The following is a 26,457-nucleotide window of genomic DNA, read 5'->3' on the forward strand; positions in this document are numbered from 1 at the left end:
TATGGCCTTTAAATGTATCATTTTGGATGATGAACCGCCTGCAACCCGTATTTTGGAAAATTATATAGGGAAAGTCAATTTTCTGGAAAAAACAGGGGTTTTTAACGATTCATTAAAAGCGCTGGAATTTTTAAACACACAAGCTGTAGATGTAATTTTTCTGGACATTCAAATGCCGCAATTAACAGGTCTGCAGATTTCGAGAATTATTTCAAAAGATATAAAAATCATTTTTACAACTGCTTATCCTGATTTTGCTTTAGAAGGTTTTGAATTAAACGCAGTTGATTATTTATTAAAACCAATTGCCTTCGAACGTTTTTATCAGGCCGTTTCTAAGCTTAACTCTGAGCCTAAAACGGCGGTATCAAGCCAAAATAATGCTCCTGATTTTTTATTTGTTAAAACAGATGGAAAGAATAAATTCCAAAAAGTTTTTCTGAGCGATATTTTGTATGTAGAAAGTCTGCAGAATTATGTTTGCATTCATACTTCAAAACAGCAGATTATTACGCATTCATCTTTAAAGAATATAGCAGAATCATTGCCCAAAAATGATTTTATCCAGATACAAAAATCGTATGTTGTTTCTTTGAAGCATATTGAATCAACAGATAATTTTTCCGTATTTATAAATGGAAAAGAACTCCCAATTGGTGCAACTTTTAAAGATGCTTTTTTTGAAAAAATAGAAGAAAATAAGATTTAAAATAACCGCAAAGAACGCTAAGATATTTGCGAATCTTTGTCATTATAAACGCAAAGTCTTATAAGTAAAAAACTTAGCGTACTTTGCGGTTAAATAATCAGATTAAGATTTCTTATTTTTCCCGTTTTTGTAAACTACTTTTTCTACTACCTGAATTTTTGGTGCTGCAGGTTTTTTCTTGAATGGCTTTTTAGCTCCTGTAGATTTCGGTTTTTGATCGCCTCTTGATTTTTCAGAATCTTTCGGACTTGCTTTAAATTCCGGTCTGTCTTTCGATGTTTCTTTCTTTGGAATTTCTGCTTTATGTTTAGCTAAAACGTCTGTTGGATTTTTAGGGTTTTCTTTCGTTCCTCTTAAATGAATTACTAATCCGTTTAAGAAATTGCGTAAAACCTGATCGCCGCATTCCATGTAATTAGGATGATCTTCGGCTCTGAAAAAAGCGCCCAATTCTGATTTTGAAATTCTAAAATCTACTAATTCCAGAATTTCAACTATTTGGTCATCACGGAGCATCAAAGCCACGCGAAGTTTTTTAAGTATATCGTTATTTGTCATAATTTTTGTTTCAGGTTTTTTTGTTTCAAGTTTCAGGTTTTACCAATCCTTGACTCCAATTTAAAACTTATTATATTTTTGCAAAGGTAGTTTTTTAAAATGATTAAAACCGAGAATTAAATTCATTTAAAACATCGACCAATTTGTCCAAATCTTCTTTAAGATGATTGGCTGTAATTACAATTCTATTGAGAGGTTCAGCCTCTTTTGTATATTTAAAACTGGCAATAATTATTTTTTCAGATTTTAATTTTTCCACTAAGTCATTTGGTAAAAGATAAATCAGGGGATAGTTTTTGTCAAACTTGATGTTATTGTTTTTGATTAAAATCGAATCGATATAATTTAAATTATCCTGTAATTTGTGATACTGTACTTTATAAATTTCTGAAGCATCAAAAAGTGTCTGTACAAAAGCAGGATTCATTCCGGCTGCACTTGTAAAAGTTTCCAGTTCTTTCATTTCGTTGATAAAATTAAAATCGCCTGCAATAACGCCTCCGGTTAAACCAAATGCTTTTCCTAAAGAAGAAATCATAATTTTCCTTTTAACAGGATATGGAATCGAGGCGTAAATTCCGCATCCGTTTCTGCCTAAAACTCCAAATGAATGTGATTCATCCACAATTAATGTAATTTCTTTATGATTTGGAATTTGGTTCAGAAAAGAAAGATCAACAGCTTTTGTCTGAAAAGCCGGAACTCCATCTGTAAGGACCGTTATTTTCTCTGGTTTAGAGTCTAATAAGCGTTCGTTTATCTGATTCCCTGTAAATACAGGCTGACTGTTTTCAATTTTAATCGCCGGATGCGGATCGTTTACATGAAAATAACAATCTGTTTCGTTTTTTATTTTATCTAAAACAAGTTTTGCAGCCAGCATTCCCGATGAAACCGTAACGGCACTTTCTGAGCCAATATGTGATGCTAAAAAGTTTTCACCCTTCTCATAAGCGCTTAATTTTATATTGGCTGTTCTGGAACTTCCATAAGTAGTTCCCCAATTAAGAATATTCTGAATGACAAGATCCTGAAAATTCTTGTTGGTTGGCAGTCCTAAATAAGCAGTTCCGCCAAAATACAAATATTGTTCCTGGTCAATTTCAATAGTTCTATCGGGAAATTTTTCTACTATCATTTTTACAGAAGTGTAACTCCGGTTCCGTTAAGATTAGAATAGCTCACAACGCCATCTTTTATGGTTACTCCGGTTGCAATATCTTCTGCCAGAAGAAGCGCACCATCCATGTCTACATAATCAAGCTGAGGCAGTAAATGTGCAATAGCAGAAATTCCAACAGTAGATTCGGTCATACAGCCCACCATTGTTTTTAAGCCTAATTTTTTGGCTTCCTCTATCATTCGTTTTCCGGGAGTTAAACCGCCGCATTTTACCAATTTGACATTTACGCCATGAAAGTGATTGAAACATTTTGCCACATCTTCTTCAATAATGCAGCTTTCATCAGCAATTACAGGAAGAACGGAATGTTTGAAAACTTCTTTGTGACCTTCCCAATTATCAGCTTTCATAGGCTGTTCTAAAAACTCAACCCCCAGTTTTTTTAATTCAATAGAATTATTGATGGTTTCTTCAACTCCCCAGCCGCAGTTGGCATCAATTCTAAAAACGGCATTGGTGTGTTTTCTAAGTTCTTTTACAATAGCAATATCTTCTTTTGTTCCTAATTTAATTTTGTAAATAGGCCACGGAAGTTCCTGCATTTTGGAAACCATTTTGTCAATAGAAGCAATCCCGATTGTATAATCAGTGAGCGGATTTTTTTCGGTTGTGTAGTTCCATAATTTGTATAACTTTTTGCCTTTTTTACGAGCATATAAATCATTATAAGCCAGATCTAAAGCACAAAGCGCAAACATATCGTCTTTTAAATACGGATGAATTTTTGCCCAAAATACTTCGGGAGTTTCATTTTCTGTATTTTCAATAATGCTTCTTATTTTTTCCAAATCCTGCATCATCATCGGAACGGTTGTGTTGTAATACGGGTTTGAAGTGGCTTCTCCAAAACCAGAAAAGCCCTCACTTTGTAATTCTACAATCAATGAAGGTTGAAAATCAATTGATTCTCTCGAAATGGTAAAAGTATGTTTTAGCTTGAGATTATATTCTCTTAAAATTAGTTTCATGGTTAATGAGCTTGTTTCCGTTTTTTTGTTGGGTTTAAAAATAGAACATTAATTCTTTTTAATTGACATTTTTACACCTATTCCTGTTTGTAAATCCGGGGCATTATCCAAATTTAAATCTTCTCTAAGATACACAAAATAAGAGAATCGTTTTGTAGAATAAGTACAAATAAAACTCCATCCTTCTACGTCTTCGTATAAATGTGATATTGTTTTCTGCCAGTGTGTATTTATTCTTTCGCCGGTTAAAACCATATAATCCATATCTTTTTTCTTGTTATAAGAATTCTGGAAGTTATAATTGATGCCGTAAGAAATACGGTTGTTGTTTCTAAGTTTTACTTTGTAATCAATTAGGCCTTCAAAACTGCATAAGAAATCCTGATTGCTTATGTTTACACCGTCTCCATATTCCAAAATATGCTGGCGCAAAACACCTGCACTTAATCCAAAACTTAAAATGTTTTTATTTTTGATGATTATTTTTTTTAGAATAGAGGAGGAAACGCCAAAATCAGCAGCAGGATTATATCTGGAAGTATTTATGCCCAGCTGTGCCCCAAAATTCAAATAAATATGATGTTTTTCATTCATCTCTAACTTGGGATAGTAGGTGTAATTCAGATCAAATCCTGAAATGATAAAATCATTATTATTCATTGTTAAGACTTTGTCATTTTCATCTTTATATGATATGCCGGCTTTATTTATACCGTAATGATATCTTGAAAAAGGATCTTTTCCGCCGGCAATATTTCGGTGAAACCATTCAATAAATTCATCTGAGGTGAAAACAGAAAATGGATATTTGCCCCGATCAAGAGAATTGGCCCGCAGGCTGAAACTAAGTTCGTGATTCACCGTAAGCGGTAATGTAAAGTTGAATCGATAAGATCGAATAACACCATCGGCTGTAAATTCTTTGGTTTTTGAAGGCGTTTTATCTAGATCGAATGCATATTCACGTACATGCCAAACTAAATTTTTAGACTTTTCGCGATCATCAGGATTGGTTAGTTCGTATGATTTTACATAAGGAAGAACAACGTTTCCGCTCGAAACTTCAAATGAAAATGAATATTTATCGGGAGAACGAACGTTAAAATTATGGTTTAATCTCGAAATATAAATTCCAAAGGGATGTGTCGAAAGGGTGTAAGGTTTTATAATATCTGAAGAATTCTCTATTTCATGATTCCAAAAATCGTCCTGATTTGACTGCGCACAGGAAAAGGAATTAAAAATTAAAAAAATAAAAAAGAGTAAATAATATTTCATTTCAGAATTTAAAAATTTTGATAAATCTAATGAATTTTAAAAATATTAGATTAGATAATTCTTAAAAAATGAATTTAGTAATTACTCTTTTTAACTTTTTAACAGCAAATTGATTAGGCCAATTGTTCCTGCAGTTTTTTAATATCGTCGCGAAGTTTGGCTGCCTGCATAAAGTCAAGTTCTTTAGCTGCTTTTTCCATTGATTTTCGTTTTTCGCGAATCATTTTTTCTAATTCTGCTTTAGATAAATAAGCCGTTTCAGGTTCGGCTGCGGCAGGTAAAGTATGTCCTAATTCGTATTCTACCAAAGGATTTTTGGTAAATGCACTTTCTATTTTTTTGTTTAATGCCTGAGGCGTAACTCCGTTTTCAGTATTAAAATTAATCTGTTTGGTTCTTCGGTAATTGGTTTCGTCAATTGTTCTCTGCATACTTGCCGTGATTTTATCTGCATACATGATTGCTTTACCGTTTAAGTTTCTGGCGGCACGACCAATTGTTTGGGTCAAAGATCTGTGATTTCTTAAGAAACCTTCCTTATCAGCATCTAAAATTGCAACAAGGGAAACTTCAGGTAAATCCAAACCTTCACGAAGTAAGTTTACCCCAATTAAAACATCAAAAATACCTTTTCGTAAATCCTGCATAATTTCAATACGTTCCAAAGTATCTACTTCAGAATGAATATAACGGCAGCGAATGTTTACTTTGGTTAAGTATTTAGCTAATTCTTCGGCCATTCTTTTGGTCAGAGTAGTGACTAAAACTCTTTCGTCTAATTCACAGCGAACCTGGATTTCTTCAATCAAATCATCAATCTGGTTTAAACTTGGACGCACTTCGATAACCGGATCTAATAAACCTGTTGGACGAATAATCTGCTCTACATAAATTCCATCTGATTTCTGTAATTCATAATCTGCAGGAGTTGCCGAAACGTAAATTACCTGATTTTGCAATGCTTCGAATTCTTCAAATTTCAAAGGTCGGTTATCCATGGCAGCCGGTAATCTAAAACCGTATTCCACCAGATTTTCTTTACGGCTGCGATCGCCTCCGTACATAGCGTGAACCTGCGAAACGGTTACGTGACTTTCGTCAACAACCATTAAATAGTCACTTGGGAAATAATCTAATAAACAGAAAGGTCTGGTTCCTGCTTCTCTTCCGTCGAGATAGCGTGAATAGTTTTCAATTCCGGAACAATAACCCAATTCCCGAATCATTTCTAAATCGAAATTGGTTCTTTCTTCCAAACGTTTGGCTTCTAAATGTTTGCCTATTTCTTTAAAATAATCAACTTGTTTTACCAAATCCTGCTGAATCTGCCAAATCGCTCCTTGTAGAACTTCGGGCGAAGTAACAAACATGTTGGCAGGGTAAATAGTCAGTCTTTTAAATTTTTCAATAACCTGAGAGGTTTTGACATCAAAAGATTCTATTTCTTCAATTTCATCTCCAAAAAAATGAATTCTATAAGCGTCATCTGCATAACTTGGGTAGACTTCAACGGTGTCGCCTTTTATCCTAAAAGTTCCGGGATTAAAATCGGCTTCCGTTCTTGCATATAAACTTTGTACCAAACCATGAAGCAGTTTAGTTCTCGAAATAACCTGGTCTCTTGTAATTTCGATTACATTTTTCTTGAATTCTACAGGGTTTCCAATACCGTATAAACAAGAAACGGATGCCACAACCAGGACATCGCGACGACCGGAAAGGAGGGAAGAAGTTGTACTTAAACGCATCTTTTCAAGCTCTTCATTGATAGACAAATCTTTTTCAATAAAAACTCCTGTTACGGGCATAAAAGCTTCGGGCTGATAATAATCGTAGTAAGAAACGAAATATTCAACTGCATTATTAGGGAAAAACTGTTTGAACTCTGAATACAACTGCGCCGCCAATGTTTTGTTGTGTGCCAAAACTAATGTTGGACGCTGTACTTCCTGAATAACATTGGCTACAGTAAAGGTTTTACCAGATCCTGTAACTCCTAATAAAGTTTGATATTTTTCTCCGTCAACTACACCTTGTGCCAGTTTTTGTATGGCTTGCGGCTGATCTCCTTTTGGACTATAATCTGAAGCTACTTGGAAACTCATTTTTTATGGATAAAAAGTTGGTTTTGTAAAGATACAAAGTTTCAATGCTATTCTAAAAAATTAATAATGGCATCGTTTGTAATTTTAGGCTGATCTATAGTCAGGAAATGCCCTGCATCTTTTATGATTTTAGTTTTGCAGTTCACTAGATATTTTTGCGCCCGTTCCAGACTTTCCTGGGAATTGATAACATCTTTATCGCCTATTAGAACTAAAACAGGATTTTTTATAGATTCCAGTTCTTTATCTGAAAACGGATGCATTTTAAACATACTTGAGTTTGATTTCGCATATTTATTGGCCAAATAGAATTGTCTTTTATAAACAGGACTGATTTTTTCAGGATGAGTTGAAAATGTGGTCAGCGTTTTACCGAATTTTTTTTCACTCGGAAAAAGTTTTAACATTAAAGCAGAAGTTGTTTTTCCTACTTTATCTATAAATTTAAATGTCTGCGCCGGACTTAATAATACGATTTTATCTATCGAATTTGTTTTTTGAGAGGCCAGTAATGTTGCAATCCAGCCGCCTCTTGATGCGCCGATAATGTCGAATTTCTTTAATTTGTAATGACTGAAAATTTCGTTATAATAAATTGCAATTTCCTCAATTGACAAAGGTTTTGAGGTTAAGGTAGATTTTCCGGGTTCCATCAAAAAGTCGATGGCATAAATTCGATGATTTTTAGCTAAAGTTTTAATGTTAGGGTACCACATTGTAGAACTGGCATCCATTCCATGAAGTAAAACTAAATCTTTTCCGGTTTTGGAGCCGGCGATAATTACGTGTGCAGTTCCAAAACTTGTTTTTACATCTTCTTCAGTATATGGAATGTCCCAAAGCTTTAAAGCCGTGTTGTATGCGGTTATGTAAGCTTGTTTTTCGTTTTTTGTTTCGAAAACATAATCATCAAACTTTGCTTTTTTTGTTGAAGCGCAACCTGTGATTAAAAATAATAATACTGCTAATTTGAAGTATGTTTTTGCCATAGTTTATCCAATTTAGCTTAAAGGTACGATTATAGAAAACCGAAATTGTATCAGAATTTTAATTTAAACTATCATAATTATAATCTTTCAGCTTTTTTTGGATGTCAAGTAATATACCTGAACTAAAGCTAAAATCGCATTTGGAATGATTACGGGTAAAAGCCATTGGTTAAGATTCCGATAATCATTTAAGAAAATACCATAGATTACAAAACAAATGCAGCCAAGCATATTAATGAATCGAATTGCTTTAAGATTTTTAAATAAGAAACCTCCAACAATAAAAACAGAAGCAAGATAACCGATATATTCTGCCATAATTTTGATTTTAAATAGTTTGTACTAAATGTAGTAAAAGCAATGTGTAAAATCAAGTATTCGTTTGTAAATCAATTATTTAATATGGTTGTAATGGGTTAATCATTAAATTTTAAAAGCCTTCTGTTCAGCATTGGTTAAAAAGCTCCATGCCACAATACGGCTGTTTTTCTGCCCTTGCGACATTTCGATTGTTTTAACTGAAGCGGCATTAACCTTTTTTAAAGTTTTATAAATCGAAGAAAGATTTTCTTTTTTTGAAACCAATGTTGTAAACCATAAAACTTGCGAAGCATATTTTGCACTTTCGTAAATCATTTGAGTTACAAATCCAATTTCGCCTCCATTGCACCATAATTCGGCATTTTGCCCCCCAAAGTTTAAAACAGGATTTGTGGTTTTCTTTTCTTTCGGATTTAAATTAGATACTTTTCTCGATGTGCTTTTGTTGGCTTCTTCTGCCGATGCATGAAAAGGCGGATTACACATGGTGAAGGTAAAACGATCTTCGGGTATTATAATGTTTTTGAAAATGAAGCGCGGTTCTGTCTGCTGCTGCAAACTAATTGTATCAATTAATTTGGGGTTTGCTTCAATAATTTTACTGCAGTTTTCAATCGAACTTTTATAAATGTCAGTTGCGACAAAACTCCAGTTGTAAATTGAATTTCCTAATATCGGATAGATCAAATTGGCTCCTGTCCCGATGTCAAGTCCCATGACAGAATTACCTTCTGGGATTTGACCGTTATTCGTTTCAGCCAGTAAATCGGCTATGTAATGAATGTAATCGGCACGACCCGGAATAGGCGGACATAGGTAATTTTTAGGAATATCCCAGTTTTGAATATCATAATACGTTTGCAGTAAAGCTTTGTTTAACGTTTTTACGGCAAGCGGATTACTGAAATCAACAGTTTCAATTCCGAATTTATTTATGGAAATAAAAGCTTTTAATTCAGGACAATTAGAAATAAGAAGTTCGAAATCGTATCGCGAACGATGAAGGTTTCTGGGATGTAAATTGTCTTTTTGTGAATTATTTTCTGCTTTCATTTTGATTTATTTCTATGCAAAGATAGGTATTCCTTTTTTAGAAAGACTTATTATGAAAACGATTGCCCTAGCCCTGATGGAAGCGGCATCCTTTTGTGGTGGGGTTCACCACAAAAGATATAGCGGACAGCAGGATAAGCTTCTAATCAAAGCATTCCATTAACAATAAATCGCCGTTTGTATGAGAAATAGTGACAAGACCGTCTTTTGCGACAGAATTACTGCTTCCGGTTCTGTAGCCCATTGTCAGGGTATCATTTTGCAGCGGATATTGTAAATTGGTAGAATAAATTCCGTTTACAACACCAATTGGAATCAACGAAATTGGCGTTTTAGCCGTATACCATTTTTCGAATTTTGTTGGAAGTAAAAAGATTTTTGAATGATCATCGAGAATTACAATTTTAAGTAAATCACGATAACGAACAATATTAGTTAAATTGGTAATAGTATGATCTGCGCGTCTTCCGGTTGCCCAGACTACATTTACGGCAGGGATTTTTCTTTTTACTAAATAATCAAAAGCTTTTTCTAAATCGGTTTTATCCTGATCCGGTGTATGAACAATTTCGATAGGATATTGTGATGTTTTATAGATTTCGGGGTCGAAGCCATGATCAAAATCTCCTAAAAGGACATCGACTTTAATACCTAATTCTATCACTCTTTCCATCGCCGAGTCTAACACAACAACCAATGGCGACCATTCAAGCAGTTGTCCTAATAATTCAGGATTGCAGGCCGCTCCGTTTGCAATTATTAAAGCAGGTTCCTGATCGTCTCGAACTATATGATGTGATGACATGTGATTTTTTTTGAATGTGAGGCAAAGGTAAGGTTAGTATTTTAGAATTCAGATTTTAGATTTTAGATTTTTTGCTTTTGTGAAAAGGACTTCGACTACGCTCAGTCTGACAATAAGAAAACAAAACCAGCTAATACCGTTGTCCGGCTGAGCGTAGTCGAAGCCTATTGATCTAAAATCAAATCAACCTTCGGTGATAGTTTATTTGTCCTAAATGATAGGCCAGATGTGTTGAAAGATGAACTAAAAAGAACCCGGTTGTCATTTCTTTTTCAAAAACAATCTGCGGATAAATGTGCTGTAAATCTGCTTCGGTTAAAGTGTCTAAGGTATTATTTACAACTAAGATGGTGTCTTCAATTTTCTCGATTAATTCTGATTTCGGAATATCTTTTAGAGAAAATTCTAAAGGACGGTTTCTAATGTATCCTGTTTTTCCAATTTCGGCTCCAATATAAGTATTGATGTTTCCAATTAAATGCAGGCACAGATTGCCTCCAGAATTAGAAATATCTTGATTAATCACCCAAATCTGATTTTCGTATTCGTACGATTCAATTTCAAATTTGAGTTTATTTAAGTCTCTGTTAAAAAGTATTTTGAGCGTTTCGATTAACATGTTTTTTAGATGAAAGTTAAGAAGAATAATTTACAGCGGTGAAATCAATCTCTATTTTTTATCGGAATCCAGATTTCTTCCTCAGAATCCGGATCGTCTTTTTTGTATTTATGATCCATTACGGCAAAATGCGGTCTGTCGTCTACTGTGTATTCTGAATTTGGAAGCCATTCTGCAAAAATCGAATGATAGGTTTTATGGCCTTCGGATGCAGGGCCGTAATGAATAAAAACAACGTATAATCCATTTGGAATTACCAGCGTTCCCATGTTTGACGGAATATGATCAAAATTTTCGACTTCTACCGCTGCCCATTTTTGAAATGTTTTGGCCGGATCAAAATTGTCAAAATGATTTGGAGAGAAAACCTCTAACGAATACAAATTATTATCGACGGTATTTTTAATATCCTTGCGTTTTGGCATAAAACTACTCCATAATTGAAATGTTTTGTTTTCGATGAAAGACATGTCGATATGTTTTCCAATTAGCTTTTTTTCGGCCGCGGTTTTAATTTGTGCTTCCATTTTTATTTTGTACTTATTTTATATTTAGCTGTGGAAGTTTCGCAAAGTGAGAAATAGCCTAAAGGATAATTATCTTTATTAGTTACATTGACAATATTTCCTTTTACGGTTGCAGGCGGAGACTGAAACGGCCCTCCAACATTGTTTCCGGCAATGCTGACTAAAATACTCATATAATTATAATATTGTTTTGAGATTCCAAAATGTGTTATTTCGATTTCATTCCCAATTTTTAAATCTTCATCATCTGATAGACTGAAAAATTCATTACCGTTAAAAAACTTATCCTCATCTGCATAAAATGTTGACTTGATTTTATTAGAGTATACATATTTGTACAAATAAAAATTATCTGAATCGGCGGGATCATTATAAAACGCTTTTATTTCAATATCTTTCCCTGTAAAACCACCTTCATTATTTTGTTCTATTCTGGTAATAGGGGCTACAGATTTTAAAGTTTCGGTTGCAATGTATCTATTCCCTCTGCTGACTACGGTTAACGTGTACTGCTCATCGATAACGGGTGCGAAATTACTGCAGACATATACACCTGTTTTTTTTACTTCTATAAAATTAAACTGTTCGCCATGACTGTTTTTTATATCAATAAGAGCTCCGGAAACAGTAGGAATTACGTTTTCAAAATAACCAGTTGTAGTGGTCAGTTTTATAGTCTGCTCATTTCCTGTTGTTCCTTTTTCCCAATTAATCGCCGCTTCAATTACTAATTTTGGCGGTGCAGTATCTAAATCAACATCAACAACTTCTTCACAACTTGCAAAGAAAAGTGAAGTAAAAAACACGATTATTAAGGTTGCTTTTTTCATGATATATTCTTTGTTTTTCTTTTTCAGAAATGATTTTTTAAAATTTAAAATTATAACTCACAGCAGGTACAATTCCAAAAATGGATGTTTTAACTGCTTCGTTAACACCTGTATCAGAATTTTGTCTGAAGTTAATGGATGCTGCGTTCTGGCGGTTGTATAAATTGTAAATGCTGAAAACCCATTCACCTTTCCAGTTTCTGCCTTTGTTTTTTCGGGGTGTTAAAGTGGCTGATATATCTAAATGATGATAAGCAGGAAGTCTGTCTTTGTTTCGTAATCCGTAGCTTGGAACTGTAATTCCAAGATATACATATTGGCCATTCGGATATGTAACCGGTTGTCCCGACTGCAAAACAAAATTAGCCCCAAATGACCATTTTTCGTTTAAATTATAAGCAGAGGTTATCGCCAGATTGTGTGTTTTGTCGTAAGCAGAACTGTACCATTGGCCATTATTAATTCCTGTCTCTTCCGGTGTTCTTCCTGGAGTCTGTTGTTCAGATTTTGATAAAGTATAAGAAACCCAGCCGTTAAACTTTCCTTCGTTTTTTTTCACCATAATTTCTAAACCATACGCACGCATTCTTCCGTTTAAAATTACCTGTTCGATGGCATCATTGGCAATTAAGTCAGCGCCGTCAATATAATCCAGCCTGTTTTGGATTTTCTTATAATAAGTTTCTACTTCCAGCGAATAGGCACCCTCTTTAATGTTTCTAAAATATCCTAAAGCCACCTGATCTGCAATTTGCGGTTTGATATAATTGTCACTTGGCATCCAGACATCCAGCGGAGTAGGAGATGAGGTGTTTGAAATTAACTGAAGATATTGAGCCATGCGGTTATAGCTTGCTTTTATGGACTGATCATCATTTAATTGATAGGAAACTGCAAGTCTCGGTTCGAGATTGTTGTAGTCTTTAATGACCTTGTTTTTTCCGAAATATTTTGTTGAAGTTGGAGTTCCTTTTTCGTAAATCTGCATGGCTGAGTTGAAAACCACCGGATTATTATTGTCGTAATAATTTACAGTTGAAGCGCCTAAACGATAAAACAAACTATAACGTAAACCGTAAGCAACTGTAATTTTTTTAGAAAGCTGGTTTTCTGCATCCAAATAGACAGAGGGTTCAAAAGCATATTTTTTATCTAATTGATCCGGATTAATTCCAGAATCGATGCCGCTGGGCTTAATTGTTCCGGGATTAAATTCGTAGTAAATTCCGTTTAAACCATAATTTAGTTTGAATTTATCTGAAAGATAGTGCTTAAAATCGTATTTGATATTGTAATTTTTGATTCCCGAATCCCACTTGAAACCAACAAAATCCAGATCGAGTCCATAATAATAATCGCTGTAGATTAACGATAAATTAGAAAATAATTTATCAGAATACAAATGATTCCATCTCAGATTTAAGGTTGAGTTACCGTAGGTATTCGTAAAACTTTTATTTAAACTAAAAACATCACGCCCAAAATATCCGGATAAATATAAACTGTTGTTGTCGTTTACTTTATAGCTGAATTTCGCATTTAGATCGTAGAAATAAGCAGAGTTATCTTTGTTTTCTTCGGAAAGTTTTAAAAATAAATGTGCGTATGACGCTCTTCCTCCAATTAAAAACGAACCTTTGTCTTTTACTAGCGGGCCTTCTACAAGAAGCCGGCTTGAAATTAAACCAATTCCTCCGTTTACATGAAAATCTTTACTGCTTCCGTCTTTTTGGTAAATTTCTAAAACAGAGGAAGCTCTCCCGCCAAATCTTGCCGGAATGCCGCCTTTATACAATTTTAAATCTTTTATTGCATCCGGATTAAAAACAGAGAAAAATCCGAAAACGTGAGAGGAGTTAAAAATAGTAGCTTCATCCAATAAAATTAAATTTTGATCAGCACCGCCGCCTCGAACATTAAATCCAGAAGCACCTTCTCCTGCATTGGTAACTCCGGGCAGTAATAAAATTGATTTTAAAACATCGACTTCGCCCATTACAACAGGCATTTTTTTAATAGTTGAAATGGAGAGTTTATTAACGCTCATTTCGGGAGATTTAATATTTATTTTGCCTTTATTGTCTGTAATAATTACTTCCTGAAGTTCTTCGCCGCTTTCGCTGACAGCAAAATTATTTTTGGTATTTTGGTTCAAAACGATAGTTTGCTGAATGGTTTGATACCCTACATAGCTAATTTCTACCTGATGTTCGCCGCGAGGAAGGGTGATAGAATAAAAGCCGTACTCGTTTGTTGTGGTTCCAATTTTTAAGGCTGGAATATAAACATTGACACCAATTAAGGTTTCATTGTTTTTTGAATCTTTTATGGTACCGCTTAGCGTGAATTTATCCTGAGAAAAAGAAGTAAAAGTCGTAAAGAGAATAATTAGAAAAATACTGATTTTTTTTGTAAGCATTGTACTGGTTTTGATATACATAGATAGTCATTCTTACTAAATATTACGTCCGGACTTTTGTTAAAGATAAGTTAAGAATAAAAAAAGGACAACTTTTTGAGTTGTCCTTTTGATATTTATAAAACGCTGTGCGCTTTTGAATTATTTTATTTTTGCAATAATAGAATTGAATGTTTCACTAGGGCGCATTGCTTTGCTGACTAACTCAGGAGTTGGCTGATAATATCCGCCAATGCTTTGAGGTTTTCCTTGTGCACCAATTAATTCTGTATTGATTTTTGCTTCGTTTGCTTCAAATTCAGCTGCAATTGGAGTAAAGATCGCTTTTAATTCTGCATCTTTATTTTGAGCAGCTAATGCCTGAGCCCAATAGAATGCAAGGTAAAAGTGAGACCCGCGGTTGTCAATCTGACCAACTTTACGAGCTGGAGATTTGTCGTTTGCCAAGAATTTGTCGTTAGCCTCGTCAAGAGTTTCTGCCAATACAATTGATTTAGAATTGTCTAAAGTCTGTCCTAAATGCTCTAATGAAGCACCAAGAGCTAAAAATTCTCCTAATGAATCCCAACGTAAATATCCTTCTTCTGTAAATTGCTCAACGTGTTTTGGAGCAGAACCTCCAGCACCAGTTTCAAACAATCCACCGCCATTCATTAAAGGAACGATAGACAACATTTTTGCAGAAGTCCCTAATTCTAAAATTGGGAATAAATCTGTTAAGTAATCACGTAAAACGTTTCCTGTTACAGAAATAGTATCTAAACCTTTGATAATTCTGTCTAAAGTAAATTCAGTAGCAGCAACCGGGTTTAAAATACGGATATCAAGGTTTGTTGTATCGTAATCTTTAAGGTATTTTTGAACTTTTACGATTAATTCTCTATCGTGTGCTCTGTTTTCGTCTAACCAGAAAACAGCAGGAGTGCTAGATAAACGAGCTCTGTTTACAGCCAATTTAACCCAGTCCTGAATAGGCGCGTCTTTTGCCTGGCACATTCTGAAAATATCATTTGTTTCAACGTTTTGTTCCATTAAAACAGTTCCGTTTGCATCAACAACACGAACAACTCCGTCAGCTTTTATTTGGAAAGTTTTATCGTGAGATCCGTATTCTTCTGCTTTTTGCGCCATTAATCCAACGTTAGGAACACTTCCCATTGTTTTAGGGTCAAAAGCACCGTGTTTTTTACAGAAATCAATAGTCGCTGTGTAAACACCAGAATAAGAACGATCTGGGATAACTGCAATCGTATCTTGCGCCTTACCATCTTTGTTCCACATTTGTCCAGAAGTACGGATCATTGCCGGCATAGAAGCATCAACAATAACATCAGATGGAACGTGTAAGTTTGTAATTCCTTTATCAGAATTAACCATTGCTAAAGCTGGTCCGTTTTCAATAGCTTTAGTGATGTCAGCTTCAACTTCAGCCTGTTCAGGTCTTCCTGCAATTTTAGCATAGATGTCTCCTAAACCGTTTTTAGTATCAACGTTTAATTCATTGAATAAAGTTTCGTATTTTTTGAAAAGATCAGCAAAATATACTTCAACGATAGCGCCAAAGATAATTGGATCTGAAACTTTCATCATAGTAGCTTTCAAATGCACAGAAAGTAAAACACCTTCTTTTTTTGCTTCAGCAATTGCTTCAGCAGCAAACGCTTTTAATTTTTTTACACTTAAAACAGAGCTGTCAATAATTTCGCCGGCTTTAAGAGGTGTACTTGCTTTTAAAACTGTTGTCGTTCCGTCTTTAGCAACAAATTCAATTTTTACATCATTTGCATCTGCTACAGTAAGAGATTTTTCACTTCCGTAAAAATCACCGTTTGACATAGAAGCCACTTTAGTTTTTGAGTCAGCAGACCAGGCGCCCATTGAGTGCGGATTTGCTTTTGCAAAGTTTTTTACTGCTCTTGGAGCTCTACGATCAGAGTTTCCTTCACGCAAAACCGGATTTACAGCAGAACCTAAAACTTTTGCATATTTTGCTTTAATTTCCTTTTCAGCATCATTTTGAGGATCTTCCGGGAAATTAGGAACGTTGTAACCATGAGATTGTAATTCAGCTATAGCGGCTTTTAATTGCGGTACCGATGCTGAAATGTTTGGCAGCTTAATAATGTTAGCTTCTGGCTTTGTAGCTAATTGACCAAGTTCTGCAAGTGCATCTACTGTTTTTTGAGCATCTGTTAAAGACTCAGGAAAATTAGATAAAATTCTTCCTGCCAATGAGATATCTCTAGTTTCAATAGCAATACCTGCAGTAGAAGTAAAAGCTTGAACAATAGGTAATAAAGAATAAGTCGCTAACAATGGCGCCTCATCAGTTAAGGTGTAAAAAATTTTTGAATTCTGTGTCATTTTTTTTTTTTTTTTTATAATCGTGTCGTCAAAGAATGGCGATGTAAATGGTATAAGTCGGCTCAAAACGAGCGGAGCAAATATAATAAAAACAGTCCGAAAACGGTGTAGTTTTACCTAGAAAAGGTTGAATTATCAGATTGTTATTTCGCGCTGTTTAAATTGTCAAATCGATGATTTTGATATTAAAAAATTACAGTTTTGATATTGGTTGTAAAAAAGGCATAAAAAAAACTCGTTTCAAACGATATGAAACGAGTTTTTTATAACAAATAGATAAATGATTATCTTCTTTTATCTTTAATCTTAGCTTTTTTACCAGTAAGTTCTCTGAAGTAGAAAATTCTAGCTCTACGAACTGCACCTTTTTTGTTGATTTCAACTTTTTGTAAAGCTGGTAAGTTTACTGGGAAGATACGCTCAACTCCAATAGCTCCAGACATTTTACGAATTGTGAAAGTTTCTGTGTTACCAGAACCTCTTCTTTGAATAACAACTCCTTTAAAAAACTGAGTTCTTGTTTTTTCACCCTCTTTAATTTCGTAGTAAACTGTGATAGTGTCTCCAGCTCCAAATTCAGGGAAATCTTTTTTAGCAACGAATTCGTTTTGAACGAATTTTAATAAATCTGCCATGATAATTTTATTATTATAGTTTTATATAGAGTAACATTCACGGATCTCGCCAGAGGTTAGTCTAATTCGGGTGCAAATGTAGAAAATAATTATGAATTATAAATTGTAAATTATAAATTATTTTAACTTGTTGATAAATTGGGTGTTAGTCGCAGTTTTCAGTCGTAGTCTAGCAGTAATCGAATTCACTGAAAACTGAGACTGCGACTGAAAACTATTCCTGAAGTAAATCCGGGCGTCTGTTCTTAGTATGTTCATAAGCCATATCCTCGCGCCATTTGTCTATTTTGGCAAAATGTCCGCTGGTTAAAACCTCGGGTACTTTCCATCCTTTATAATCTGCTGGCCGTGTATATATTGGTCCTGAAAGAAGGTTGTCCTGAAAACTATCTGTTAAGGCTGAGGTTTCGTCGCTTAAAACACCGGGAATAAGCCTGATTAAAGCATCAGATAAAACTAATGCGCCTAATTCTCCTCCGGATAAAACATAATCACCAATAGAAATTTCTTTAGTAATAAAATGATCTCTTACACGCTGATCTACACCTTTATAATGTCCGCATAAAATGATAATGTTTTCATACATCGACATTTTGTTGGCCATTTTCTGGTTTAAGGTTTCACCGTCAGGAGACATATATATGATTTCGTCATATTCGCGTTCACTTTTTAAATGTGTTATACAGGCATCAATAGGCTGTACCATCATCACCATTCCGGCACCTCCGCCAAAGGGATAATCATCTACGCTTTTTTGTTTGTTAGTGGTATAATCGCGTAAATTATGAAAATGTACTTCAACTAAACCTTTGTCAATGGCACGTTTCATAATTGAAGCCTCAAATGGACTTCTTAATAATTCCGGCAAAATCGTTATAATGTCAATTCGCATTTTTTCTCTTAATTATTCTAAGGTGCAAAGATACAAGTTAATATTGGGTAGTGAAAAAACAAAATTCAAATAACTCAAAATACTGCCGGAAAGAAATATTAACTTTTCTTCAAAATACTTCAAAAATCAATTATTTGAAGGTTAGAGTGTTAAATAATAATTATGTAACATTAAAAGATAATTATGTAAATATTTATTTACTAATTTTAAGTAGTATTACATCACCTAATATGTAACTACGAATAACAATCATTCCAAAAACACCTTTTCAAATGAAAAAAATAATAGTAATCGCCGCTATAGTATTTTTGCAGATCTCGTGCTCAAGTACTAAAAATTCAATGGCTTCATCAGTAGGAGAAAGTAAGTCAAAACTAATTAAAATATGGGGAACTCCCGTACGAACTTTAGCGGATAATAAGGAAGGAGAAATTCTTGTTTATGCAGACCAGGTTTTTGTAAATGAAAATCATTCTGATGGTCCAAGAATGGCAGGTCAAAACTATTGGAACTATAATTATGTTTATATTGGCAAAGACGGAAAAGTAACTTCAACCCGACAAGAAAAACAGAATTACCCGCCTCAGGCACTCGATTCTCAAAAAATAACTGGGATGAATTTATTAACTGCAAAGTGATTTCCTGTTCTAAATAAAATTATAATTTTAAATATTTGACTGTTTAGAAAAATTGTTAAAATATTTTTTATTTGAATTATAAAGTAGCTGTTTTTTGAATATATTTAGCAAAAAGTATATGAGAAAAACAGCTATTCTTATTTTTATAATATTTTGTTCTTGCAGCAGGCATGCAGATCCCTATTTTGAGCAAATCAAAAGTAATGATGTTAAATTAGCAGCGCCTGTTTACGGAGACTGGCTTTTTTCCCGTAAAGAAAAAGGACAGACTTTTGAGCAATATCAAAAATCTAAACATATTGTTCCAACAAAAGATTCTAATATTATTTACCTGCGTCCTATTGGTAATTTTAATGTTTTGCAAAAAAGACAAATCGAATTGCTGAATGAATATTTAGAAATTTACTTTCAATTAAAAACAAAAACTCTAGAAGCTGTTTCAAATGATATAGTTCCTGCATCTGCCAGAAGAATGCTTTACGAAGACCATGAACAGTTTTTGGCGGGATACCTTTTGGATAGTGTTTTAAAAAAAGAAAAGCCTTTGAACAGAATTGCCTTAATGGGGGTTACCGAAGTTGATTTGTTTCCTAAACCAGAGTGGAATTATGTTTTTGGTCTGGCATCTTATAGAGATAAAGTAGGGGTAAGCTCTATTTATAGGTTTCAGGATGGAGAACTGACTTCAGAAAATTTTAATCGATGTTTATCCAGATTACTCAAGATAAGTTCGCATGAAATTGGTCATATGTTTGGTCTTCATCATTGCATTAATGCAGATTGTGTTATGAACGGAACAAACAGTATGGAAGAAACCGACAGGCATTCAATACGCTTATGTTCTGTCTGTCAGCAAAAATTAAGTTCCTGTATAAAGTATGATAATAAAAAGAGAGTGAAGGAATTGGAAAAATACTTTCTTCGGAATAATTTAACTGACGGATATAAATTAATGGAAAAGGATATTAATGTCATTCAATAAAAAACTACTTTTTGAATTATAAATTGCCATGATCACAAGAAGAAACTTTATAATTAACACAAGTCTGGCCGGAGCGGCGGTTCTGGCTTTACCCTCATTAGCATTTTCTATGAATAAAAAAGAAATTGGTTTGCAGTTATATACATTGCGGGAAGAACTTCCGAAAAATGTAAAAGAAACTTTAGAAAAAGTTGCCGCTTCGGGATATACAACGGTAGAAACGTATGGCTTTTCGATAAAAGATCAATTTTGGGGATTGTCTCCAATTGAAGTAAAAAAGATTTTAGACGAAAATAAGCTAAAAGCAGTAAGCGGACATTATAATTTAGGAAGCTTTTTGTATGATGGAAATACGGCTGAACTTATTGCGGCAATTGAAGCGGCTAAGATTTTACAAAGCGAATTCTTAACTGTTCCCTGGGTCGATGAACCTTTTAGAAAAAGTATTGACGATTATAAAAAGATTGCGTCACGTTTAAATCAGGCCGCTAAAATGTGTAACGATGCTGGTTTAAAATTAGCTTATCATAACCATGATTTTGAATTTCAAAAGCATAATGAGGTTACTGGTTATGAGATTTTATTGAATGAAACTGATAAAAATCTGGTTTATTTTGAATTAGATTTATACTGGGTCGTACGTTCAGGAAATGATCCGCTTAAATTGTTTAAAGCAAATCCCGGCCGTTTTAAAATGTGGCATGTTAAAGATATGGACAAGAAAAATGCAGCTCTGAATACAGAAATCGGATCAGGATCAATCAATTTTAAACCTTTCTTTAAAGAAGCCAGACAATCAGGATTGGTTCATTTTTTTGTTGAACAGGAGAATAATTTTGCCATAAATTCATTTAAATCGGTTAAAACCAGCTGTGATTTTATTTCAAAAGAATTGATTTAAAACAGAATCATGAAAATATCTTATTTTTGCAAAAATCAATTTTGAAAGTTATGTCAGATATAGGAACAAGCAAAGAGTTTATAAAAGGAGACGAAATAGAGTGGGAAGTGGTAGGTGAAGGCATCAAACGCAAAATTTTGGCTTTTGATGACAGGGTTATGCTCGTAAACGTTCATTTTGAAACTGGAGGAATTGGCGTTTTGCATGAACATTATCACACGCAGGTTACTTACGTGGCAAGCGGAAAATTCGATGTTACCATAAATGGCGTAACAGAGACTTTAAAAGAAGGAGATAGTTTTTATATTCCACCTCATGCAGTTCATGGAGTTGTATGCCTGGAAAGTGGTATGCTTACGGATGTTTTTGGTCCGGCAAGAGAAGATTTTCTGAGATCATAAAGATTAAAAATCAATAGAATATCATTAGAAAAGACGGGTCTAATCTTAAATTTAAAAATTTTATAACTTTTTTAAAGTTTTGATTAAGATTAGATCGGTATTTTTGCAAAATGAATTTATCTAAAACCAACGTCCTGTTTATGGCAGTTTGCACTGGTCTTATAGTTGCAAATCTTTATTACTGCCAGCCTTTAATTGTTTTAATTGCCAACGAATTTAAAATTCCGGAAGCCAGTGCCGGAACTATTACCTATTTAACCCAAGCCGGTTATGCTATTGGATTGTTTTTTATGGTACCTCTTGGCGACAAATTAGAACGAAAAAAGCAGATTTTAATCACCACTTTTGCTTCGGTAATTGCCTTATTAATTGCAGCCACGGCAAAAAGCTTCCTTATTTTACAAATTGCTTCTTTGCTAATCGGAATCACTTCGATTGTGCCTCAGCTTATTTTGCCTTTGGCCGCTTCGCTAAGCACAGCAGAACAACGAGGAAAAGTTATTGGAACAATCATGAGCGGTTTATTAGTAGGGATTTTACTTTCAAGAACTTTAAGCGGATTTATTGGTCAGGTTTTAGGTTGGAGATCAATGTTTTATATCGCTGCCGGAATTTGTCTTTTAATCTTTTTTGTTATTCAGAATAAATTTCCGGTTAATAAACCACAGTTCAAAGGAAGTTATGGCCAATTAATCCAGTCTCTTTTTACACTTATAAAAACACAGCCTGTATTGCGTGAAGCTACAGCAATTAACGTATTTAGTTTTGCTCAGTTTGGGGCTTTCTGGACAACAATGGTTTTACTGCTTTCTGGAGAACCATTTAATTTTAACAGTGCAACAATTGGTTTATTCGGTATTGTAGGTGCATCAGGAGCTTTGGCAGCACCTTTGGTTGGAAAAATTGGAGACAAGGGAAATTCAAGAATTGCAGTTGGCTACGGATGTTTATTGATTCTAATCAGCTTTTTGATTTTCTATTTTTCAATAGAAAGTGTAATCGGAATTGCAATCGGAATTGTATTTATTGATATCGGAATCCAAGGTGTTCATATTTCAAACCAAACAAGAGTTTATTCACTTTTGCCAGAAGCCAGAAATAGATTGAATACCGTATTTATGTCTTTCAGTTTCTTAGGAACTGCAGCGGGATCTGCATACGGATTATTATTATGGAAATTGGGAGGATGGCATGCTGTGGCTATTGGTTGTATGGTTTTATCTTTGGTTTCATTGGCTGTTTATGGACTGACTTATAAATCCATCCCGAAACGTCGGGACTAAAAAAGCAAAAGCACAAATTGATTAAAAAATTAATTTGTAAATTTGCGTTCAAATTAAAAATAACAACATGGAAAACGGAATATACGCTAAATTCAACACTAGCAAAGGTTCGATTTTAGTAAAACTAACACACGATTTAACGCCTGGAACTGTAGGGAACTTTGTAGCTCTTGCAGAAGGTAATATGGAAAATAAAGTTAAACCTCAAGGACAAAAATTCTACGACGGATTAACATTCCACAGAGTAATTGCTGATTTCATGATTCAAGGCGGATGTCCTAAAGGAACTGGAACTGGAGATCCGGGTTATAAATTTGATGATGAATTTCACCCAACTTTAAAACACGATCGCCCGGGAGTTTTATCTATGGCAAACTCTGGACCTGGAAGCAATGGTTCTCAATTTTTTATCACTCACGTTCCAACTCCTTGGCTAGACGGAAAACATAGTGTTTTTGGTTATGTAGTTGAAGGACAGGATATAGTTGATGCAGTGGCTCAAGGTGATAATCTTGATTCAGTAGAAATCATCAGAGTGGGTGAAGAAGCTCAAAAATGGAATGCTATCGAAGCTTTCGTTGGCTTAAAAGGTGCTCGTCTTAAACGTGAAGCGGCTTTAAAAGCAGAATCTGAAGCAAAAATGGAACAATTAGCTGCTGGTTTTGATAAAACAGAAAGCGGTTTACGTTATAAAATGATTCAAAAAGGTGAGGGTAAAAAAGCGGAAGCCGGAAAAACAGTTTCTGTTCACTACGAAGGATCTTTAGAAAACGGAAAAGTTTTTGATTCATCTTACCCGCGTAAAAAACCAATCGAATTTAAATTAGGAATTGGACAAGTTATCGAAGGATGGGACGAAGGTATCGCTTTATTACAAGTTGGAGACAAAGCTCGTTTTGTAATTCCATCTGATTTAGGTTACGGACCAGCTGGTGCAGGAGGAGTTATCCCGCCAAATGCTACTTTGATTTTTGACGTTGAATTAATGGATGTAAAATAAGAATTCAGAAGCAATTTAGTATTGTTTTAAATAATAATCCCATTCGCAGGCCGAATGGGATTTTTTTTATATTTACTTTAAAAAGTAAAGTAAATGAAAAACATTTTAATCCTTGCGGGGCTTGCATTCTTGGTGGTTTCCTGCGGAACACAAAAAACGGCTACCGTTGCAGCAGCACCTGTTGAAGCAGTAAAAACGTCAGCATTAACACCTGAATTAGAAGCAGGTAAAAATTTATATGATAACAATTGTGCAAAATGCCATAAATTGTATGAACCAAAGAGTTTTACAAAAGAAGAATGGACGCCAATTTTGGTAAAAATGGGTAAAAAGGCTAAGTTGGATGAAACCCAGATGGCATCAATTACAAATTATATCGATTCGCAATTATAATTCGGCAGCAAAAAAGCATAAAAAAACTGTTCAATATATATTGAACAGTTTTTTTATTTTTCAAATAGATATAAAAAAACACCTTCACAGAATGAGGTGTTTAAAAAGTTAGGAATGATGTACAGCCGAATTATCTACTGCTACTATTTTTAAAGTTTTAATGCCCGCCGGCATTTCCCAATCTACTTCGTCATTTTCCTTAAAACCAATAATAGCAACACTTAAAGGAGCCAGGATTGAAATTTTAGATTGTTTTACGTCAGCAGATGAAGGTAAAACGATTTGTATTTTCATTTGTTTATTTGCTTTTACATCTTCAATCGTTACTAATGAATTGATTCTGATAACCGAATTGTCCAAATCGCTTTCTTTGCTTATTACTGCGCGGTCTAACTCTTGCGAAAGCTGATTGGCTTCTTTAGTATTGGTTGAATTTTTACTTTTTGAAATCAATTCTCTTAAAAATTGATAATCTGTTTTACAGAAAGTGGGTGTTGGTTTCATATCTATATTGAATTTTATTGTTATACTTTTTTTGAATGATTTTTCTTCTTTTATGCTTTGTAAAGCAAGCTGAGGTGCAGCCTGTTTCAAAACAGGATATGCGTTTAAAAATGTTTAATTTGAAAAACAAAAAAATATCTGATCAAAATCTAATTTTGTCAAATAAATAAATGTTTAAATTGATGTAAATCCTCCGCCTGAAAGAAGAAATTGAAATAGACGGAGGCCTAATTAATAAAGGCCTTACTATGTGAAATAAATACAGCCGAAAGCGGTCTTCTTCTAAAAGAAAACAGTAAAGCAGAAACTGTAAATATTGTTATAGTGCTCACAATGAGTAATGTTAATTTGATTTGCAAAGATAGGTAAAGTTTTTTAAATGCAAACAATCTTTATTTCCATTTAATACTGCAGCCTATACTTGGCTTCTGGATTTCATTCAAAGTTCGGTTGTAAATCAAAGCGTCAATTGCGTTTCTTAAGTCAGTGCCGCTTAATGGAATTCCGTTTCCAGGCCTCGAGTCGTCTAATTGTCCTCTGTAAAAAAGACGGTCCTGATTATCAAATAAATAAAAATCAGGCGTACAGGCTGCTTCATAAGCCTTGGCAGTTTCCTGAGTCTCATCAAACAAATAAGGAAAATCAATTTTATGCTGCAAAGCAAAGTCAGTCATTAATTCAGGAGAATCTTCGGGATATTTGGCGATATCGTTGCTGGAAATTGCGATTACGCCTAGTCCCTGAACACGATAATCATTAGCAATCATGACAATTTCATTGATTACATGAAGGACAAAGGGGCAATGATTGCACATAAAAATAACAAGCGTTCCTTTTGATCCCTTTAGATCCTCAAACGAATAGATGTTATTCGAATTTGTGTCTTTTAGATGAAATTCTGGAGCGATTGTTCCAAGCGGAATCATATTTGAAGGAGTCCTTGCCATTTTTTTATAGAAAATTAATTCTCAAAAATAGCTTTAAAATTCTGTAAATGAAAGAGTGTAGGAAGAAATGTTTTTCTAGGCTGCGACTATTTTTTTGCTGCAGATTACACAAATAAAAAATGATTCTAAAAAATTAAAAAACGATTTTTATTCTGCGTAATCTGTAGCTAAAGCTTCTTTATGAATTCAAAAATTCAAGCAGATCTCTATTTAATTTGTCTTTTTCGGTGTAAAATAATCCGTGTGGAGCACCTTCGTAGACAATGAAAGTGTTGTTTTCTATTGCTTTGGCTGTTTTTTCTGAGCTTACTTCAATTGGAACATTTTTGTCGTCGTTTCCATGAATTATCAATGTTGGAACTTTGATAGTATGAAGTTCATCTCTAAAATCAGTTGTGTTTAAAGATTCTGCACATTGTAATGTGGCTCTTGGTGAAGCCGCAGCACATAAATTCCTGTAATATTCAAGCAAAGGTGTGCTTAAGGGTTTATTGATAATATTGACACCAAAAAATATTTTGCCAAAATTATCCAGAAAGCCAATTCTGTCTTCGTTTATGGAGGCAGCTGTTGCATCACTTTTTTCTTTTGGACGTCCTTCAGGATTATCATCAGTTTTTAATAAAAATGGAATAATGGAGGAAATTAAAGCCGCTTTGGCAACGCCTTTTCCATGATGTCTGCTAAAGTAACGAACTACCTCTCCGCCACCCATTGAAAAGCCAACCAAAGTCACATTTTCTAATTGAAGCTGTTCTATAATTTCGCTTAAGTCATCAGTTAAAGTGTCATAATCGTATCCATCCCAAGGTTGAGACGATTTACCAAAACCACGACGGTCATAGGCAATTACTCTATAATTATTTTTAACCAAAAATTCAATCTGATATTCCCACATTTCATTAGAAAGCGGCCATCCATGAATTAAAATAACGGGTTTTCCTTTTCCGTAATCCTTAACGTAGAGTTTTACGTTTTTGGCTGTTTCGATATACTTATCAGTGTTTAATTGATGAATATCAAAATCTAAATCTCTTAGAGACGGATTGGTATTAATTATACTATTTTCCATTTTTATATTTTTTTCTAATTAGTTACTATGACCTGTTCAGTAAAATTAAAACGAGAGTATAAAAATGGGTTATAGAATTAG

Annotated in this window: 27 protein-coding genes; 8 read left to right on the forward strand and 19 right to left on the reverse strand. The window is 34.2% G+C overall.

Annotated features, from left to right (window positions below):
• Position 1: 1 nt before the first annotated feature.
• Positions 2-709: a LytR/AlgR family response regulator transcription factor gene (locus BKM63_RS11930; protein ID WP_071636809.1), complete on the forward strand. Its 708-nt coding sequence runs from the start codon at positions 2-4 to the stop codon at positions 707-709.
• Positions 710-811: 102 nt separating this feature from the next.
• On the opposite strand, the gene BKM63_RS11935 is transcribed toward BKM63_RS11930, so the two are convergent.
• From BKM63_RS11935 to trmD, 16 genes are all read right to left on the reverse strand, one after another.
• A complete protein-coding gene (locus BKM63_RS11935) occupies positions 812-1,267 on the reverse strand; it encodes a DUF1456 family protein (protein ID WP_071636810.1) in 456 nt (151 codons plus the stop codon).
• 103 nt (positions 1,268-1,370) lie between these two features.
• Complete coding sequence (locus tag BKM63_RS11940; protein WP_071636811.1) at positions 1,371-2,405, reverse strand: aminotransferase class I/II-fold pyridoxal phosphate-dependent enzyme; 1,035 nt, start codon at positions 2,403-2,405, stop codon at positions 1,371-1,373.
• Between the two features lie 2 nt (positions 2,406-2,407).
• Entirely contained in the window at positions 2,408-3,418 is a 1,011-nt protein-coding gene (locus tag BKM63_RS11945) for a dipeptide epimerase (RefSeq protein ID WP_071636812.1), read from the reverse strand.
• Between the two features lie 48 nt (positions 3,419-3,466).
• Complete coding sequence (locus BKM63_RS11950) at positions 3,467-4,696, reverse strand: hypothetical protein (RefSeq protein ID WP_071636813.1); 1,230 nt, start codon at positions 4,694-4,696, stop codon at positions 3,467-3,469.
• A 113-nt stretch (positions 4,697-4,809) separates the two neighbouring features.
• Entirely contained in the window at positions 4,810-6,801 is a 1,992-nt protein-coding gene (uvrB, locus tag BKM63_RS11955; protein ID WP_071636814.1) for an excinuclease ABC subunit UvrB, read from the reverse strand.
• 47 nt (positions 6,802-6,848) lie between these two features.
• The gene (locus BKM63_RS11960; RefSeq protein ID WP_071636815.1) at positions 6,849-7,790 is read right to left on the reverse strand and encodes an alpha/beta fold hydrolase; all 942 of its coding nucleotides are present in this window, start codon (positions 7,788-7,790) and stop codon (positions 6,849-6,851) included.
• A gap of 87 nt (positions 7,791-7,877) precedes the next feature.
• Positions 7,878-8,108 (reverse strand): uroporphyrinogen decarboxylase, encoded by a 231-nt coding sequence (locus tag BKM63_RS11965; protein WP_071636816.1) that lies wholly within the window; start codon positions 8,106-8,108, stop codon positions 7,878-7,880.
• A 105-nt stretch (positions 8,109-8,213) separates the two neighbouring features.
• Entirely contained in the window at positions 8,214-9,164 is a 951-nt protein-coding gene (gene rlmF / locus BKM63_RS11970; protein WP_071636817.1) for a 23S rRNA (adenine(1618)-N(6))-methyltransferase RlmF, read from the reverse strand.
• A gap of 142 nt (positions 9,165-9,306) precedes the next feature.
• A complete protein-coding gene (locus BKM63_RS11975; protein WP_071636818.1) occupies positions 9,307-9,969 on the reverse strand; it encodes a thiamine diphosphokinase in 663 nt (220 codons plus the stop codon).
• 178 nt (positions 9,970-10,147) lie between these two features.
• On the reverse strand, positions 10,148-10,588 hold the full coding sequence (locus BKM63_RS11980) for a DinB family protein (protein ID WP_071636819.1): 441 nt from the start codon (positions 10,586-10,588) through the stop codon (positions 10,148-10,150).
• A 44-nt stretch (positions 10,589-10,632) separates the two neighbouring features.
• The gene (locus BKM63_RS11985) at positions 10,633-11,115 is read right to left on the reverse strand and encodes a GyrI-like domain-containing protein (RefSeq protein ID WP_071636820.1); all 483 of its coding nucleotides are present in this window, start codon (positions 11,113-11,115) and stop codon (positions 10,633-10,635) included.
• 2 nt (positions 11,116-11,117) lie between these two features.
• Positions 11,118-11,945: a DUF4249 domain-containing protein gene (locus BKM63_RS11990; protein ID WP_071636821.1), complete on the reverse strand. Its 828-nt coding sequence runs from the start codon at positions 11,943-11,945 to the stop codon at positions 11,118-11,120.
• A gap of 37 nt (positions 11,946-11,982) precedes the next feature.
• Entirely contained in the window at positions 11,983-14,364 is a 2,382-nt protein-coding gene (locus tag BKM63_RS11995; protein ID WP_071637348.1) for a TonB-dependent receptor, read from the reverse strand.
• A gap of 141 nt (positions 14,365-14,505) precedes the next feature.
• Entirely contained in the window at positions 14,506-16,728 is a 2,223-nt protein-coding gene (locus BKM63_RS12000; protein WP_071636822.1) for an NADP-dependent isocitrate dehydrogenase, read from the reverse strand.
• Positions 16,729-17,012: 284 nt separating this feature from the next.
• Positions 17,013-17,363 (reverse strand): 50S ribosomal protein L19, encoded by a 351-nt coding sequence (rplS, locus tag BKM63_RS12005; RefSeq protein WP_071636823.1) that lies wholly within the window; start codon positions 17,361-17,363, stop codon positions 17,013-17,015.
• A 214-nt stretch (positions 17,364-17,577) separates the two neighbouring features.
• Positions 17,578-18,255, reverse strand: coding sequence for a tRNA (guanosine(37)-N1)-methyltransferase TrmD (trmD, locus tag BKM63_RS12010; protein ID WP_071636824.1), 678 nt, complete (start codon positions 18,253-18,255; stop codon positions 17,578-17,580).
• Between the two features lie 272 nt (positions 18,256-18,527).
• Between trmD and BKM63_RS12015 the strand changes: the two genes are divergently transcribed.
• From BKM63_RS12015 to BKM63_RS12045, 7 genes are all read left to right on the forward strand, one after another.
• Positions 18,528-18,893, forward strand: a complete 366-nt coding sequence (locus BKM63_RS12015) for a hypothetical protein (protein WP_071636825.1) — start codon at positions 18,528-18,530, stop codon at positions 18,891-18,893.
• 118 nt (positions 18,894-19,011) lie between these two features.
• Entirely contained in the window at positions 19,012-19,875 is an 864-nt protein-coding gene (locus tag BKM63_RS12020; protein WP_071636826.1) for a Zn-dependent protease, read from the forward strand.
• Between the two features lie 28 nt (positions 19,876-19,903).
• Positions 19,904-20,776: a sugar phosphate isomerase/epimerase family protein gene (locus BKM63_RS12025; RefSeq protein WP_071636827.1), complete on the forward strand. Its 873-nt coding sequence runs from the start codon at positions 19,904-19,906 to the stop codon at positions 20,774-20,776.
• Between the two features lie 50 nt (positions 20,777-20,826).
• A complete protein-coding gene (locus tag BKM63_RS12030) occupies positions 20,827-21,177 on the forward strand; it encodes a cupin domain-containing protein (RefSeq protein ID WP_071636828.1) in 351 nt (116 codons plus the stop codon).
• 110 nt (positions 21,178-21,287) lie between these two features.
• Positions 21,288-22,460, forward strand: coding sequence for an MFS transporter (locus BKM63_RS12035; RefSeq protein ID WP_071636829.1), 1,173 nt, complete (start codon positions 21,288-21,290; stop codon positions 22,458-22,460).
• A gap of 67 nt (positions 22,461-22,527) precedes the next feature.
• Complete coding sequence (locus BKM63_RS12040; protein ID WP_071636830.1) at positions 22,528-23,460, forward strand: peptidylprolyl isomerase; 933 nt, start codon at positions 22,528-22,530, stop codon at positions 23,458-23,460.
• A gap of 93 nt (positions 23,461-23,553) precedes the next feature.
• A complete protein-coding gene (locus BKM63_RS12045) occupies positions 23,554-23,853 on the forward strand; it encodes a c-type cytochrome (protein WP_071636831.1) in 300 nt (99 codons plus the stop codon).
• 108 nt (positions 23,854-23,961) lie between these two features.
• Here the strand turns inward: BKM63_RS12045 and BKM63_RS12050 are convergent, their stop codons facing one another.
• The 3 genes from BKM63_RS12050 to BKM63_RS12060 all read right to left on the reverse strand — a co-directional run bounded on the left by BKM63_RS12050 (position 23,962) and on the right by BKM63_RS12060 (position 26,376).
• Positions 23,962-24,357, reverse strand: a complete 396-nt coding sequence (locus BKM63_RS12050) for a GreA/GreB family elongation factor (RefSeq protein ID WP_071637349.1) — start codon at positions 24,355-24,357, stop codon at positions 23,962-23,964.
• Between the two features lie 392 nt (positions 24,358-24,749).
• A complete protein-coding gene (locus BKM63_RS12055; protein ID WP_071636832.1) occupies positions 24,750-25,304 on the reverse strand; it encodes a thioredoxin family protein in 555 nt (184 codons plus the stop codon).
• Between the two features lie 178 nt (positions 25,305-25,482).
• Positions 25,483-26,376 carry an alpha/beta fold hydrolase gene (locus BKM63_RS12060; RefSeq protein ID WP_071636833.1) on the reverse strand — a complete coding sequence of 298 codons (894 nt, stop codon included), beginning with the start codon at positions 26,374-26,376 and terminating at the stop codon, positions 25,483-25,485.
• Positions 26,377-26,457 lie beyond the last annotated feature (81 nt).

The organism is Flavobacterium johnsoniae, from assembly GCF_001879205.1.
Classification (GTDB): Bacteria; Bacteroidota; Bacteroidia; order Flavobacteriales; family Flavobacteriaceae; genus Flavobacterium; species Flavobacterium johnsoniae_A.

What these genes read in the sequence shown, in the direction of transcription:
- BKM63_RS11935 (WP_071636810.1), bottom strand. Translation starts at nt 1,267, where the DNA reads ATGACAAATAACGATATACTTAAAAAACTTCGCGTGGCTTTGATGCTC.
- BKM63_RS12000 (WP_071636822.1), bottom strand. Translation starts at nt 16,728, where the DNA reads ATGACACAGAATTCAAAAATTTTTTACACCTTAACTGATGAGGCGCCA.
- BKM63_RS11940 (WP_071636811.1), bottom strand. Translation starts at nt 2,405, where the DNA reads ATGATAGTAGAAAAATTTCCCGATAGAACTATTGAAATTGACCAGGAA.
- BKM63_RS12015 (WP_071636825.1), top strand. Translation starts at nt 18,528, where the DNA reads ATGAAAAAAATAATAGTAATCGCCGCTATAGTATTTTTGCAGATCTCG.
- BKM63_RS11930 (WP_071636809.1), top strand. Translation starts at nt 2, where the DNA reads ATGGCCTTTAAATGTATCATTTTGGATGATGAACCGCCTGCAACCCGT.
- uvrB (WP_071636814.1), bottom strand. Translation starts at nt 6,801, where the DNA reads ATGAGTTTCCAAGTAGCTTCAGATTATAGTCCAAAAGGAGATCAGCCG.
- BKM63_RS12025 (WP_071636827.1), top strand. Translation starts at nt 19,904, where the DNA reads ATGATCACAAGAAGAAACTTTATAATTAACACAAGTCTGGCCGGAGCG.
- BKM63_RS11965 (WP_071636816.1), bottom strand. Translation starts at nt 8,108, where the DNA reads ATGGCAGAATATATCGGTTATCTTGCTTCTGTTTTTATTGTTGGAGGT.
- BKM63_RS11985 (WP_071636820.1), bottom strand. Translation starts at nt 11,115, where the DNA reads ATGGAAGCACAAATTAAAACCGCGGCCGAAAAAAAGCTAATTGGAAAA.
- rplS (WP_071636823.1), bottom strand. Translation starts at nt 17,363, where the DNA reads ATGGCAGATTTATTAAAATTCGTTCAAAACGAATTCGTTGCTAAAAAA.
- BKM63_RS12045 (WP_071636831.1), top strand. Translation starts at nt 23,554, where the DNA reads ATGAAAAACATTTTAATCCTTGCGGGGCTTGCATTCTTGGTGGTTTCC.
- BKM63_RS11945 (WP_071636812.1), bottom strand. Translation starts at nt 3,418, where the DNA reads ATGAAACTAATTTTAAGAGAATATAATCTCAAGCTAAAACATACTTTT.
- BKM63_RS12035 (WP_071636829.1), top strand. Translation starts at nt 21,288, where the DNA reads ATGAATTTATCTAAAACCAACGTCCTGTTTATGGCAGTTTGCACTGGT.
- BKM63_RS11960 (WP_071636815.1), bottom strand. Translation starts at nt 7,790, where the DNA reads ATGGCAAAAACATACTTCAAATTAGCAGTATTATTATTTTTAATCACA.
- rlmF (WP_071636817.1), bottom strand. Translation starts at nt 9,164, where the DNA reads ATGAAAGCAGAAAATAATTCACAAAAAGACAATTTACATCCCAGAAAC.
- BKM63_RS12020 (WP_071636826.1), top strand. Translation starts at nt 19,012, where the DNA reads ATGAGAAAAACAGCTATTCTTATTTTTATAATATTTTGTTCTTGCAGC.
- BKM63_RS11975 (WP_071636818.1), bottom strand. Translation starts at nt 9,969, where the DNA reads ATGTCATCACATCATATAGTTCGAGACGATCAGGAACCTGCTTTAATA.
- trmD (WP_071636824.1), bottom strand. Translation starts at nt 18,255, where the DNA reads ATGCGAATTGACATTATAACGATTTTGCCGGAATTATTAAGAAGTCCA.
- BKM63_RS12050 (WP_071637349.1), bottom strand. Translation starts at nt 24,357, where the DNA reads ATGAAACCAACACCCACTTTCTGTAAAACAGATTATCAATTTTTAAGA.
- BKM63_RS12060 (WP_071636833.1), bottom strand. Translation starts at nt 26,376, where the DNA reads ATGGAAAATAGTATAATTAATACCAATCCGTCTCTAAGAGATTTAGAT.
- BKM63_RS12030 (WP_071636828.1), top strand. Translation starts at nt 20,827, where the DNA reads ATGTCAGATATAGGAACAAGCAAAGAGTTTATAAAAGGAGACGAAATA.
- BKM63_RS11950 (WP_071636813.1), bottom strand. Translation starts at nt 4,696, where the DNA reads ATGAAATATTATTTACTCTTTTTTATTTTTTTAATTTTTAATTCCTTT.
- BKM63_RS11980 (WP_071636819.1), bottom strand. Translation starts at nt 10,588, where the DNA reads ATGTTAATCGAAACGCTCAAAATACTTTTTAACAGAGACTTAAATAAA.
- BKM63_RS11990 (WP_071636821.1), bottom strand. Translation starts at nt 11,945, where the DNA reads ATGAAAAAAGCAACCTTAATAATCGTGTTTTTTACTTCACTTTTCTTT.
- BKM63_RS11995 (WP_071637348.1), bottom strand. Translation starts at nt 14,364, where the DNA reads ATGCTTACAAAAAAAATCAGTATTTTTCTAATTATTCTCTTTACGACT.
- BKM63_RS12040 (WP_071636830.1), top strand. Translation starts at nt 22,528, where the DNA reads ATGGAAAACGGAATATACGCTAAATTCAACACTAGCAAAGGTTCGATT.
- BKM63_RS12055 (WP_071636832.1), bottom strand. Translation starts at nt 25,304, where the DNA reads ATGGCAAGGACTCCTTCAAATATGATTCCGCTTGGAACAATCGCTCCA.